Source organism: Streptomyces sp. S186 (assembly GCF_051603415.1).
Classification (GTDB): Bacteria; Actinomycetota; Actinomycetes; order Streptomycetales; family Streptomycetaceae; genus Streptomyces.
This window is the reverse complement of record NZ_CP193932.1, coordinates 6,953,445-6,966,177: the sequence shown is the minus strand read 5'-3', so window position 1 is coordinate 6,966,177 and position 12,733 is coordinate 6,953,445. Positions and strand designations below refer to the sequence as shown.

At 75.0% G+C, this 12,733-nt stretch carries 11 protein-coding genes; 4 read left to right on the top strand and 7 right to left on the bottom strand.

Annotated elements, in window-relative coordinates; translation table 11 throughout:
• Nucleotides 1-64: 64 nt before the first annotated feature.
• The 6 genes from ACRAS8_RS30045 to ACRAS8_RS30020 all read right to left on the bottom strand — a co-directional run bounded on the left by ACRAS8_RS30045 (nucleotide 65) and on the right by ACRAS8_RS30020 (nucleotide 7,137).
• Nucleotides 65-2,053 (bottom strand): protein kinase domain-containing protein, encoded by a 1,989-nt coding sequence (locus ACRAS8_RS30045; RefSeq protein WP_438489120.1) that lies wholly within the window; start codon nucleotides 2,051-2,053, stop codon nucleotides 65-67.
• 107 nt (nucleotides 2,054-2,160) lie between these two features.
• Nucleotides 2,161-3,015 (bottom strand): oxygenase MpaB family protein, encoded by an 855-nt coding sequence (locus tag ACRAS8_RS30040; protein WP_438489119.1) that lies wholly within the window; start codon nucleotides 3,013-3,015, stop codon nucleotides 2,161-2,163.
• 23 nt (nucleotides 3,016-3,038) lie between these two features.
• Complete coding sequence (locus ACRAS8_RS30035) at nucleotides 3,039-4,238, bottom strand: acyl-CoA dehydrogenase family protein (RefSeq protein ID WP_438489118.1); 1,200 nt, start codon at nucleotides 4,236-4,238, stop codon at nucleotides 3,039-3,041.
• Nucleotides 4,239-4,454: 216 nt separating this feature from the next.
• A complete protein-coding gene (locus ACRAS8_RS30030; protein ID WP_438489117.1) occupies nucleotides 4,455-4,937 on the bottom strand; it encodes an SH3 domain-containing protein in 483 nt (160 codons plus the stop codon).
• Nucleotides 4,938-5,078: 141 nt separating this feature from the next.
• The gene (locus ACRAS8_RS30025) at nucleotides 5,079-5,843 is read right to left on the bottom strand and encodes a VOC family protein (protein WP_438489116.1); all 765 of its coding nucleotides are present in this window, start codon (nucleotides 5,841-5,843) and stop codon (nucleotides 5,079-5,081) included.
• Nucleotides 5,844-5,967: 124 nt separating this feature from the next.
• A complete protein-coding gene (locus ACRAS8_RS30020; protein ID WP_438489115.1) occupies nucleotides 5,968-7,137 on the bottom strand; it encodes an FAD-dependent oxidoreductase in 1,170 nt (389 codons plus the stop codon).
• A 406-nt stretch (nucleotides 7,138-7,543) separates the two neighbouring features.
• Here ACRAS8_RS30020 and ACRAS8_RS30015 point away from each other — a divergent pair, with 406 nt between their 5' ends.
• The 4 genes from ACRAS8_RS30015 to ACRAS8_RS30000 all read left to right on the top strand — a co-directional run bounded on the left by ACRAS8_RS30015 (nucleotide 7,544) and on the right by ACRAS8_RS30000 (nucleotide 11,732).
• On the top strand, nucleotides 7,544-7,726 hold the full coding sequence (locus ACRAS8_RS30015; protein WP_438489114.1) for a hypothetical protein: 183 nt from the start codon (nucleotides 7,544-7,546) through the stop codon (nucleotides 7,724-7,726).
• Nucleotides 7,727-7,871: 145 nt separating this feature from the next.
• Nucleotides 7,872-8,141 carry a DUF5133 domain-containing protein gene (locus tag ACRAS8_RS30010; RefSeq protein WP_438489113.1) on the top strand — a complete coding sequence of 90 codons (270 nt, stop codon included), beginning with the start codon at nucleotides 7,872-7,874 and terminating at the stop codon, nucleotides 8,139-8,141.
• A gap of 76 nt (nucleotides 8,142-8,217) precedes the next feature.
• On the top strand, nucleotides 8,218-9,186 hold the full coding sequence (locus tag ACRAS8_RS30005; protein WP_438489112.1) for an LLM class F420-dependent oxidoreductase: 969 nt from the start codon (nucleotides 8,218-8,220) through the stop codon (nucleotides 9,184-9,186).
• 113 nt (nucleotides 9,187-9,299) lie between these two features.
• Nucleotides 9,300-11,732, top strand: coding sequence for a phosphoketolase family protein (locus ACRAS8_RS30000; protein WP_438490638.1), 2,433 nt, complete (start codon nucleotides 9,300-9,302; stop codon nucleotides 11,730-11,732).
• A gap of 66 nt (nucleotides 11,733-11,798) precedes the next feature.
• Here the strand turns inward: ACRAS8_RS30000 and ligD are convergent, their stop codons facing one another.
• Nucleotides 11,799-12,731 (bottom strand): non-homologous end-joining DNA ligase, encoded by a 933-nt coding sequence (gene ligD, locus ACRAS8_RS29995; RefSeq protein WP_438489111.1) that lies wholly within the window; start codon nucleotides 12,729-12,731, stop codon nucleotides 11,799-11,801.
• Between the last annotated feature and the right edge of the window lie 2 nt (nucleotides 12,732-12,733).

Below are 12,733 nucleotides of genomic sequence, written 5' to 3'. Positions count from 1 at the left end.
GAGCGTAGAGAGCGGAGTGCACCAGACGCCGCTCCTTCCTCCACGGAGATCCGTCAGAAGCGCCCTACCGCCGGTGTCCGGCGCGCTCCCGGCGCAGCGCCGCGACCCGGCGGTGGAGGGCGTCCGCCTCGTCCGTCCGGCCCAGCCGTGCCAGGCACTGGGCCTGTTCGCCGCGGCTGGCCAGCGCGTCGAGGTGGGCCGCGCCCAGGACCCGGGCGCGGGCGTCGGCGACCTGGCGGTGGACGTCCAGCGCCTCGGCCCAGCGGCCGAGGCGGCCCAGTGCCACGGCGGTCTCGCGGCGGCTGGCCAGGGTGTCCGGGTGGTCGCCGCCGAGCACCCGGGTGCGGGCCGCGGCGACCTCCCGGGCCTCGGCGAGCGCCTCCGGCCAGCGGTCCTGGCGGCCGTAGTTGACGCCCAGGCCGTGCCGGGCGCGGAGGGTCTCCGGGTGGTGCGGGCCGTGGGCGCGGGTGCGGGCCGCGACCAGCTCGCGGTAGTGGGCCAGCGCCTCCGCGCTGCGGCCCAGCCGGCCCAGCGCGACACCGGTCTCGTAGCGGGCGGCGAGGGTGTCCGGGTGGTCCGGGCCGAGCGCGGCGGCGCGCCCCGCGGCCACCTCCTGATAGGCCGTCAGCGCCTCCGCCCAGCGCCCCAACTGCCCGGAGACGAAGGCGTGTTGCCAGCGGGTGGCGAGGGTGTCGGGGTGGTGGGCGCCGAGCACCCGGGCGCGGGCCTCGGCGACCTCGCGGGCGGCGGTCCGGCACTCCTCCAGGCGGCCCAGCCGGCCGAGGCCGACCGCGAGGTCGTGGCGGCAGCCGAGCGTGTCGGGGTGGTCCGGGCCGAGCAGCCGCTCGCGGACGGCCAGCACCTCGGTGCGCAGCTCCTGGGCCTCGAAGTGCCGGTCCGCCCCGGCCAGCGCGTGGGCCTGCGCCAGCCGTCCGGCCAGCGTGGCGAGAAGGGCGTGGTGGTCTCCGGGCGGGGCCGGGCGGTCGGGGCCGAGGGCCGGTGACGCCTCGCCGCGCAGCGGGTCGCCGGGCGGGGTCCAGACGTCGGTGAGAACCGCGACCGCCGGGTCCGCGGCGGTGCGGTGCGCCGGCCGGGTGCCGGCGGCCGGGGCGCCGGCGGTGATCCCGCGGGTCCAGGACGGCAGCCGCGGGGCGGGCACCGTCAGGTCGTCCGGTGCCGGGCCGGCGCCCCGGGGGGTGCGGCGGTGGCGGGCGTCCGCCAGGCGCTTGGCGAGTTCGTCGGCGTCCCGCGGACGGTCGTCCGGCTCCTTGGCGAGCAGGTCGAGGACGATCCGCTCGTACGCCTCGGGCAGGTCGGGGCGGACCGCGCGCGGCGGGTCCGGGACGGTGTCGCGGTGGCCGACCAGCACCGCCCAGGCGTCGCCCTGGGCGAACGGCGGAGCGCCGGTGGCGATCTCGTAGAGCACACAGCCCAGGGAGTACAGGTCGCTGCGGTGGTCGACGGTGCCGCCGCCGATCTGCTCGGGCGACATGTAGTGCGGGCTGCCCATGGCGATGCCGGTGCCGGTGAGCCGGGTGGTGAAGCCGATGTCGTGGCCGAGTCGGGCGATGCCGAAGTCGCAGATCTTGACCGTGCCGTCGGTGGTCCGCACGATGTTGGCCGGTTTCAGGTCCCGGTGCACCACGGCCTGTTCGTGGGTGTAGGCCAGGGCCGCGGCGATCTGCTCAGCGATCTCGACGACGTCCGGGACGGGCAGCGGCTGGCGCCGGTTGTCGTCCAGCAGCTGGCTGAGGTTGCGGCCGTTCAGCAGTTCCATGACGAGGAAGAGGATGCCGTCGTCCTCGCCGAAGTCGTGCACGACGGTGATGCCGCGGTGCTGGAGCGCGGCCGCGACCCGGGCCTCGCGGCGGAAGCGCTCCCGCAGCACCCGCAGAAAACCTGGTTCCTGCCGCTCCCCCATCGGCTTGAGGCACTTGACGGCGACCAGCCGGCCCAGCGACTCGTCACGGGCCCGCCACACCTCCCCCATGCCGCCCCGTCCGATGGTGTCGAGCAGTCGGTAACGCCCCTGGACAAGACTGTGCTCCGCCATCGCTGTCGCCGCCCCCGCTCCCGCGTTCAGCCGCGTGGATCCCCCTGTGTGCCGTGCCCGTCCAGTATGGCGGCGGAGTCGGCGGGCTTGTAGGGCCTGACGACGGGTCAGGGCCGGAAAGGCCGCGCCTCGGGGCCGAGCCTGGCCACCGCCCGCAGGACGTGCCGCGGCGGCAGCTGCCAGCGGACCCCGGCCGGGACCGCGCGCAGCAGCCGGCCGGCGCCGCGCAGCCGGCGGGTGACGGTGGCGGGCGGCGGCGCCGGCCGGCCGTAGAGCCGGTGGGCGTACGGGGGCAGCGCCGCGTAGGCCAGCCCGGCCACCGGCCGCCAGAGCAGGGCGCGGGCCGGGACGAGCGGGGCCGCGATCGGCGGGCGCCGCAGGAAGGCGTCGACCTGGCGGGCCTCGGGCGTCGGCGCGAGGTCCGGGCGGATCCGGTCGAAGTAGGCGGCGAGCGCGGCCGTGTCGCCGGGGACGGTGTCCGGGTCCAGGCCGACGAGCCGGGCGCTGGTGCGCTGTTCGTCGAGGTAGCGGTCGGCCTGCCGGTCGGCGAGCGGGTGGCCGGAGCGGCGCAGCACCTGGAGGTAGGAGTCGACCTCGGCGCAGTGCACCCACAGCAGCAGCTCCGGTGCGTCGATCCGGTAACGCTCGCCGGTGTCCGGGTCGGTGGCGGTCAGCCGGCGGTGCCGGCCGCGGACCGCGGCGCCGGCGCGTTCGGCGGCGTCGGTGGTGCCGTAGGTGAGGGTGCCGACGAAGTCGGCGGTGCGCATCAGCCGCCCCCAGGCGTCCCGCCGGCCCCGCTCGTCCATGCCGAAGGCGGCCGAGTTCTGCAGGACGCCGCGCACCGCGCGCGGGTGCAGCGCCTGGAGGTAGAGCGCGCGGACGCCCGCGATCCACATCATCGGGTCCGCGTGCAGCTGCCAGGTCACCGAGCGGGGCCCGAAGAGCCCGGGGTCGTCTGCCATCGGCCTCGCCTCCCGCCGGCCGGTCAGCGCCGCACCCGGGGCATGCCCAGGCCGATCCACGCGATGATCTCGCGCTGGATCTCGTTGTTGCCGCCGCCGAAGGTGAAGATGACCGCGGAGCGGTAGCCGCGCTCCAGTTCGCCGTGGAGCACCGCGCCGGCCGAGCCCTCCTTCAGCGGTCCGGCCGCGCCGGCCACCTCCATCAGCCAGGCGTAGGCGTCCCGGCGGGCCTCGGAGCCGTAGACCTTGACGGCGGAGGCGTCCTGGGGGGTCAGGGTGCCCTGCTGGAGGGCGTCGACCATCCGCCAGTTCAGCAGCTTCATGGCTTCCAGTCTGGCGTGGGTGCGGGCCAGCCGCCCGCGCACCCAGCCCAGGTCGATGACCCGGCGGCCGTCGGCGAGCTTGGTGCCGGCCGCCCAGCGCCGGACGTCGTGGAGCGCGCGGACGGCCATGGTGCCGTGGGCGGCGAGGGTGACCCGCTCGTGGTTGAGCTGGTTGGTGATGATCCGCCAGCCCTGGTTCTCCCGGCCGACGCGGCGGGTGGCGGGGACGGTGATGTTCTCGTAGTAGCTGGCGGTGGTGTCGTGCGAGGCAAGGGTGTTGATGACGGTGCAGGAGTAGCCGGGGTCGCTGGTGGGGACCAGCAGCATGGTGATGCCCTTGTGGGGTGGCACCCCCTCCTCGACGGGGCCGGTGCGCACCGCCAGCCAGACCCAGTCGGCGGTGTCGCCGTTGGTGGTCCAGATCTTCTGGCCGTTGACGACGTAGTGGCCGGTCTCCTCGTCGCCCTCGCGCACCGCGCGGGTCCTGAGGGCGGCCAGGTCGGTGCCGGCGTCCGGTTCGCTGTAGCCGATCGCGAAGTCGAGCTCGCCGGAGAGGATCCGGGGCAGGAAGTACGCCTTCTGCTCCTCGGTTCCGAAGCTCATGAGGGTGGGGCCGACGGTGTTCAGCGCCATCAGCGGCAGCGGCACCCCGGCCTGGGCCGCCTCGTCGAAGAAGATGAACTGCTCCATGGGCGTCATGCCGCGCCCGCCGTACTCCTCGGGCCAGCCCACGCCCAGCCAGCCGTCGGCGCCGAGCCGGCGCACGGTGTCGCGGTAGAAGCGCTTCCGGGCGGCCGGTTCGGCGTACCCGGCGTAGGCGTTGTCCGGTACCAACTCGCCGAAGTACGTGCGCAGTTCGGCGCGCAGCCGCCGCTGTTCCGGGGTGTAGTCCAGGTGCACGGCCCCTCCACCAGTCGTCCGGTCCAGTCGTTCCGTCGCCCGGCGGCCGCCGGGTGCTGACGGCCCGTCGGATTCCGCGGTCGGGGGCACAGTAGAACGCGTTCCAGTAATACGGAAGGGCAGTGACCGGCCGGGTGCGGGTACGCGAGGGGCCCGGCGCGGCACCTGGAGGGGTGCCGGGCCGGGCCCGTTCCTGATCCGCCGCGCGGGGCGGTGTCAGCCGGCGTGCTGGTATTCGTCGTTCGGCTGGTAACGGTCGCGGTGCACGTCCTTGCAGTACCGGACGTTGCCGTGGTTCGTCACGTGCTTGGCCGAGATCCAGGTCCGGCGGCTGCCGCGGATCAGGTACCACAGGTCGTTGCCGCGGATGCTCTGGGCGCGGACCTTGCAGACCAGGTAGACCCGGCTGCCGTTGCGGAGGTAGCCCTTGGACGAGGAGTCGGTGCTGGGGTACTCGCGCTCGTTCATCCCGCGGGAGGCGGTGATGGTGCCGTAGGCGTAGTCCTGACCAAACTCCATCTGGGGGACGGGCTGCTCCTGGGGAGCGGGCTGCTCCTGCGGGGTGGGCCGGGGGTGCGGCGCGGCCTGGGCCGGGGCCGCTGCGAGCAGCGTCGCCCCCAGGGCGACAGCCGTGGTCAGGGCGCCCGCACCGGCTGCGAGCTTCTTGCCTCGGGCCACGAGGACGTCGGTCGTGGGCATAGGGGTCTCCTGTTCTTGACGCGCGATGCGTTGCCGCGCAGTGCCACCCATCGGTGCGTTGCGGACATTACGCGCAAAAACCCCGAATAGTGTGGTGAAACGACGACCCTGCGGCCGATCGTGTGACGCGGGTGCGCGCGGTCAGCCTTCGGTTCCCGCCTGGTGGATGCCGAAGACGGCGCCCTGCGGATCGCGCAGCATGGCGATCCGCGGCCCGTCCGGGACGTCCGTCGGCGCCATCAGCAGCATCCCGCCGGTGTCGGCGGCCCGCGCCGCGGTCGCGTCGACGGACTCCACCGCGAAGTACGGCAGCCAGTGCGGCCGGACGTCCTCCCGGTCGCGCGCCTCCACAGTGCTCATCCCCCCGAAGTCGGCGCCGCCGATACCCCACTGGGTGTAGGTGCCGTGGGATCTGACGGACCATCCGAAGACCCGGGAGTAGAAGGCCACCGCGGACTCGGCGTCGCCGGTGGCCAGTTCGACCCAGCCGAGCGCGCCGGGCTCGTTCAGCAGCTCGGCACCGGCCAAGGAGCGGGCCTGCCAGACCGCGAAGGCGGCGCCCGCCGGGTCGGCCAGCACCGCGAACCTGCCCAGGTCGAAGAGGTCGCGCGGCGCCACCAGGACCCGGCCGCCGACCTCGGTCACCGCCGCTGCCAGGGCCTCGGCGTCCGGGGTGGCGAAGGTGACGGTCCAGGCGGTCGGCTGGCCCGGCGCGTACAGCGGGGCGGCCGCGGCGACCCGGGCGTCGCCCACCGCGAAGACCGTGTAACCGCCGGACTCCGGGCGCGGGTCGGTGTCGGCGTGCCAGCCGAAGACCTCGCGGTAATAGAGGGCGGCCGCGGGCACGTCCGAGGTGCCCAGCTCCACCCAGCAGGGCGCCCCGGGCGTGGGCTCGGTGATCTTCACGCGTTGCTCCGTCCGTCGGCGCCCCGGGCCGGGCCGGCGGTGCGCGGGGCCGCGCCGCCCCCCGGCGTCCTCCGGTGCCGATCGTCCGACGGGCGGTGCGGGCCCGCAACCCGGGCGGGCCGGGTCAGGAGGGGTGCGGGTGCCGGCGGCGGGGCAGGTGGTGGGCGGGGCGCGGGGCGTCCTGGGCCAGGGCGGTGTCCAGGTCGTGGGCGGCGGCTTCCGCAGCGGCGGCCGAGCGGGGGAAGAGCGCCGCCTCGTACGCCCGGACCGCCTGGTCCGGGTCGGTCTGCCAGGTATGCGCCTCGGCGAGGTGCCGGGCCAGCTCGCAGCCGTCCCGCAGGGCCAGGTCGGCACCCGGGACGGTGAGCGGCGTCATCAGGTGCGCGGCGTCGCCCAGCAGCGTCAGGCCCGGGGTGTGCGGCCAGGTGTGCGGGACCGGCAGCGCGAACAGCGGGCGGTTGGCGAAGCCCTCGTCGCTCTCCCGCAGCAGCGCCCGCAGCCCGTCGTGCCAGCCGTCGAACGCGGCCAGCAGCGCGGCGCGGACCGCCTCGGTGTCGGCGATGTTCAACCCCGCCTGCCGGGCCCAGTCCTCGGAGCAGCGGAAGGCGGCGTAGACCCGGATCCGGCCGCGGCCGTCGCGCCGGGCGAGCAGGCCCCGGGGCCCGGACAGCGCCATCATGGTGCCGCGGCCGACCAGTCGGGCGATCGCCGGGTGCCGGGCGTCGACGTCGTGGAGACCGGTCTCGACGAAGGTCACGCCGGAGTAGTGCGGGATCGCCTCGGACAGCTGCGGCCGCACCCGGGACCAGGTCCCGTCGGCGCCGACGACCAGGTCGAAGGTGGCCGTTTCGCCGTTGTCGAAGACGGCCTGGTGCCGGCCGCCGCCGCGCGGGTGCAGCGTCCGCAGATACCTGCCCCACCGGACGGTGCCGGGCGCGAGCGAGTCCGCCAGCAGCCGGCGCAGCTCGCGCCGGCCGATCTCGGGGCGCTCCGCGGCCGGGCCGGGCGCGGGGACGTCCTGGTCGAGCACGACGCCGGTGGGGTCCAGCAGCCGCACCTCCTGTCCGGCGGGCCGGGCGGCGGCGCGGAACTCCCGCTCCAGCCCGGCCGCGCGCAGCGCCGCCTGCCCGCTCGCCGGCCGCAGCTCCAGCGGACCGCCGGGCGCGGACCCCACCGGGCCGAGATCCCGCTCGAAGACGGTCACCGGCACCCCGTACCGCTGGAGCACCCGGGCGCAGAGCAGCCCGCCGGGACCTGCGCCGATGATCGCGATACGGAAGGTGGTGGGGGGCATGGCGCGGCGCTCCTCAGTACTCCTCGGCCCGCGGCCCGTCTCCCGTACCGGGCCGTCCTCGCTTCCAGAGGAGCACAGCCGCCCCGAAGACGCGATCGGTGCGGGCGGGCGGGCCGGGAGGGGGTGGCGTGGGGCGGTCCGGGAGGACATGGAACGGCCCCAACGAGGCTGTCGGGCGGGGGCGTTCGCCTGATGCGTGGTGCGGTGCCATGCGACGGGCCAAACGGGCGCGGGCCGACGGGCCAACGGGCGCGGGCCGACCGGCCGGCAGACACGCGGACAGCTCGGTGACAGCGAGGGGTTGCGCGGTGGGCGGTTTGCCGGAAGCGGTGGGCGGTTTGCCGGAAAGGGCGGCGGGCAGCAGATCGGCGCAGGATGGAACCACCCAGAAGGGAGGGCCGCCGGCATGAACAGGAGAGCGACCGGTGACGGGCCGGAGCCGGTGCCGTCCACGCCGCGGCCGGTGCCGCACGATCTGCCCGAGCCCGGGGCGGAGCCGTCGGAGGAGCCTGAGGAGCCGGAGCCGGCCCCCGAGGAGCCGCCCGGCGCCCGGCCCGGCGAACACCCGGCGCCCGAGCCGCCCGACTGAGCCCGCCGGGCGCCGCCCCGGAGGGGGCCGTCCGGTTGCAGCCGCCGCCCGACCGGCGCAAGGTGGGAGCCACTCCGGTCCGGGCGCGCGCCGACGCGCCGGTCAGCCGCCCGGGCACCCCGGGCCGAGGTCGGGAGAGAACGGCATGTTGCTGCCGGACAAGTCCGTACTCGCGCAGCTGCTGCGGCGCTATCGCGTCGGGGAGCGGGTGGTGCTCGCCGACCCGCACGATCCGGTCGCCCGGCGCCGGCTGGAGGACGTCGCGTACACCCTGTGCGTGCTGATGGGGCGGCGCACCGTCCATGAGGCGATCATCGAGGCGGAGCGCTACCTCGCGACGGACCGGATCGCGACGGACCGGACGGAGCCGATGGACCGGACGGAGCCCCGGACGCCCGAGCGGCACAACGGCTAGGGCGTGTCCGATGGGTCAGGGCCGGGGCCGGCGGCCGCGACCCGTAAGCACACGAGCAAGCACAGGTGAGGGCTCCATGGTGCGCATCGGCTACACGATGATGACCGAGCAGGCAGGCCCCCGGGAGCTCGTCGGCCACGTGGTGGGCGCCGAGCGCGCGGGGTTCGACTTCTCGGTGACCTCCGACCACTACTTCCCGTGGCTGGCGTCGCAGGGCCACTCCCCGTTCGCCTGGAGCATGCTGGGCGCCGCGGCGCAGGCCACCGGGCGGATCCCGCTGATGACCTACGTGACCTGCCCGACGACCCGCTACCACCCGGCGGTGGTCGCCCAGCAGGCGGCGACCCTGCAGCTGCTGTCCGGCGGACGGTTCCGGCTCGGCCTGGGGTCGGGCGAGAACCTCAACGAGCACGTGGTGGGCGGCGGCTGGCCCGCCCCGTCGGTGCGGCTGGCCAAGCTGGCCGAGGCGATCGAGATCATCCGGGCGCTGTTCGCCGGCGGCGCCGTCAGCCACCGCGGCACCTACTTCGACGTGGCCGACGCCCGGCTGTGGGACCTGCCCGACGAGCCGCCGCCGATCGGCGTCGCCGTGTCTGGCGAGCGCTCCTGCGAGATCGCCGGCCGGCTCGGCGACCTGGTGATCGCCACCGAGCCGCGGCCCGAGCTGCTGGCCTCCTTCGACCGGCACGGCGGCACCGGCAAGCCGCGGATCGGCCAGCTTCCGGTCTGCTACGACCCCGACCGCGCGGCGGCCGTCGCCCGGGCGCACGACCAGTTCCGGTGGGCGCTCGGCGGCTGGCCGGTCAACTCCGAGCTGCCGGGGCCGCGGAGCTTCGCCGCCGCGACCGAGCCGGTGCGGCCGGAGGACGTCGCCGAGGCCATCCCGTGCGGTGACGACGTGGACCGGTTCGTGGCCGCGGTGCGGCCTTACGTGGACGCCGGGTTCACCGAGGTGGCGCTGGTCCAGATCGGCGGGGACCGGCAGAAACCGTTCCTGGAGTGGGCGGAGGCCGAGCTGCTGCCCGCCCTGCGCGAACTGACGTGACGGAGCCGGGAGAAGGAGCCGGGAGTGGGAGCGCGCGCCGTCCCGACGACGGATACGGATGACGGACACGCACGACGGATACGGACGAACGGATACGGATGACGGATACGGATATGGGCAAGGACACGGACCGGGGCACCGGCCCCGTCCCGGCGACGGACACCCGCCCCGCCGCTGCGGACGCCGAGGGCCCCCTCGGCCCGGCCGAGCTGAGCGCCCTCGACGCGCACTGGCGGGCCGCCAACTACCTCTCCGCCGGCCAGATCTACCTGATGGCCAACCCGCTGCTGACCGAGCCGCTGCGCCCGGAGCACATCAAACCCCGGCTGCTGGGCCACTGGGGCACCTCCCCCGGACTGAACCTCGTGCACACCCACCTCAACCGGGTGATCAGGGCCCGGGACCTGGACGCGCTGTGCGTCTGGGGACCGGGGCACGGCGGACCGGCCGTACTGGCCAACTCCTGGCTGGACGGGACGTACACCGAGACGTACCCGGACGTGACCCGGGACGGCGCGGGGATGGCGCGGCTGTTCCGGCAGTTCTCGTTCCCCGGCGGGGTGCCCAGCCATGTCGCGCCCGAGACCCCCGGCTCCCTCCACGAGGGCGGTGAGCTGGGCTATTCCCTCGCCCACGCGTACGGCGCGGCCTTCGACAACCCGGGGCTGCTGGTCGCCTGCGTGATCAGCGACGGGGAGGCGGAGACCGGGCCGCTGGCCGCGTCCTGGCACTCCACCGCGTTCCTGGACCCGGTGCACGACGGGGCGGTGCTGCCGATCCTCCATCTCAACGGCTACAAGATCGCCAACCCAACGGTGCCGGCCCGCATCCCGCGCGAGGACCTCGACGCGCTGCTGCGCGGTTACGGCCACGAGCCGCTGCACGTCACCGGCGACGACCCGGCCACCGTGCACCAGGCGCTGGCCGCCGCCATGGACCGGGCGCTGGACCGGATCGCGTCGGTCCAGCGGCGGGCCCGCGAGGACGGCGGGACCGGGCGCCCGCGGTGGCCGGTGATCGTGCTGCGCACCCCCAAGGGCTGGACCGGTCCGCGCGAGGTGGACGGGCAGCCCGTCGAGGGCACCTGGCGCGCCCACCAGGTCCCGCTGGCCGGGGTGCGCGACCACGCCGAACACCGGCACCAACTGGAGCGCTGGCTGCGCTCGTACCGGCCGGAGGAGCTGTTCGACGAGGCGGGGCGGCCGCGGCCGGAGGTGCTGGCGTGCGTGCCGGCGGGCCGGCGCCGGCTGGGCGCCTCCCCGCACGCCAACGGCGGGCTGCTGCTGCGCAATCTGCCGCTGCCGCCCCTGGAGCGGCACGCCGTGGAGGTCGCCAAGCCCGGCACCGCCCTGCACGAGCCGACCCGGGTGCTCGGCGGACTGCTGGCCGAGGTGATGAAGGCGACGGCGCAGCGCCGGGACTTCCGGCTCGTCGGCCCGGACGAGACCGCCTCGAACCGGCTGGACGCCGTGTACGACGCCACCGGCAAGGCATGGCAGACGGCGATGCTCCCCACCGACGAGCATCTGGCGCGCGACGGCCGGGTGATGGAGGTGCTCTCCGAACACCTCTGCCAGGGCTGGTTGGAGGGCTATCTGCTGACCGGGCGGCACGGGCTGTTCTCCAGCTACGAGGCGTTCGCCCATATCGTCGACTCGATGGTCAACCAGCACATCAAGTGGCTGAAGACCGCGCGCGGGCTGCCCTGGCGGCAGCCGATCGCCTCCCTCAACTACCTGCTCACCTCGCACGTCTGGCGCCAGGACCACAACGGCTTCTCGCACCAGGACCCCGGCTTCGTCGACCACATCCTCAACAAGAGCCCCGAGGTCGTGCGGGTCTATCTGCCGCCGGACGCCAACACCCTGCTGGTGGTGGCGGACCACGCGCTGCGCACCCGCGACCACGTCAACGTGATCGTGGCCGGCAAACAGCCCTGCTTCGACTGGTTCACCCTCGACCAGGCCCGGGCGCACTGCGCCCGCGGCGCCGGCGTCTTCGCGTGGGCGGGCACCGAGGACGGCACACGGGCCCCGGACGTGGTGCTGGCCTGCGCCGGGGACGTGCCCACACAGGAGACACTGGCCGCCGCCGACCTGCTGCGCCGCCATCTGCCGGAGCTGGCGGTGCGGGTGGTCAACGTCGTCGACATGACCCGGCTGCTGCCGTCCGACGCGCATCCGCACGGGATGCCGGACGCCGAGTTCGACGCGCTGTTCACCCGCGACAAACCGGTCATCTTCGCCTACCACGGCTATCCCTGGCTGATCCACCGGCTCTGCTACCGCCGCACCGGCCACGCGCACCTGCACGTCCGCGGCTACAAGGAACAGGGCACCACCACCACGCCGTTCGACATGGTCGTGCTCAACGACCTGGACCGGTTCCGGCTGGTGATGGACGTGGTGGACCGGGTGCCGGGGCTGGGCGACCGCGCGGTGGCACTGCGGCAGGCGATGGCGGACGCCCGGACCCGGCACCACGCCTGGATCCGGGAGCACGGCACGGACCTGCCGGAGGTCGCGGAGTGGACCTGGTCCGGGTGACCGGTGAACGCGGACGGGTGGCGCTGCCGATAGACATCCTTACAGGGAGCGATAGTTGACTATGCGTCAGGTCAGCGCGTCCAGGCGCCTGCGGGCGGCGCGCAGTGAGCGGCCGCGCTGCGGCACGTCGGACCACGGGGCGGACCGGGCCTGCCGCAGCACGGCCGGCACGTCCCGCAGCGACCAGGTCCGGGCGGTCAGGTCGGGGTCGTCGAGCTGGGCGCGGCTGATCGGCGCGGCGACCGGGCCGCCCGGTTTCGCGCGGACGGTCCAGGGGGCGACCGCGGTCTGCGCATAGCCGTTGCGCTGGACGTCGAGGTAGAGGCGGTCGCCGCGGTCCTTCTTGCGGGCGGCGGTGGTGAGGCGGTCGGGGTGCCGGGCGACGAGCAGCTCGGCGACGTCCCGGGCGAAGGCGCGGACGGTGTCGAAGTCGCTGCGGCGGTCGAGCGGGACGACGAGGTGCAGCCCGCGGGAACCGGTGGTCATCAGGGCAGTGGGGAGCCGGAGTTCGTCGGTGAGGAGCGCGCCGAGTTCCCGGGCGGCCGCGCGGACCGGCTCGAAGGAGGTGCCCGGCGGGTCGAGGTCGAAGACCAGCCGGTCGGGGTGGTCCGGGCGGTCGGCGCGGGAGAGCCAGCGGTGAAGGGTGAGGCACGCCTGGTCGGCGAGGTAGAGGAGGGTCGCCTTGGTGTCGCAGAGGGGGTGGGTGACGGTGCCGCCCTCCTTGGCGACCTCGGCCCGGTTGATCCAGTCGGGGTAGTGGTCGGGGATCTCCTTCTGGACGAAGTGCGGGCCGTCCAGCCCTTCGGGGAGCCGCTCCAGCATCAGGGGCCGGCCGCGCAGCTGGGGGACCATGGCCGCGGCCAGCTGTCCGCAGTAGTCGGCGAGGTCGGCCTTGGTCAGGCCGTCGTCGGGGAAGAGCACCTTGTCGGGCCGGTGGATCTCCACGGTGCGGCGGCCGGCCCGCATCGTGACCGCGCGGTCGGTGTGCGAGGCGTTCATGC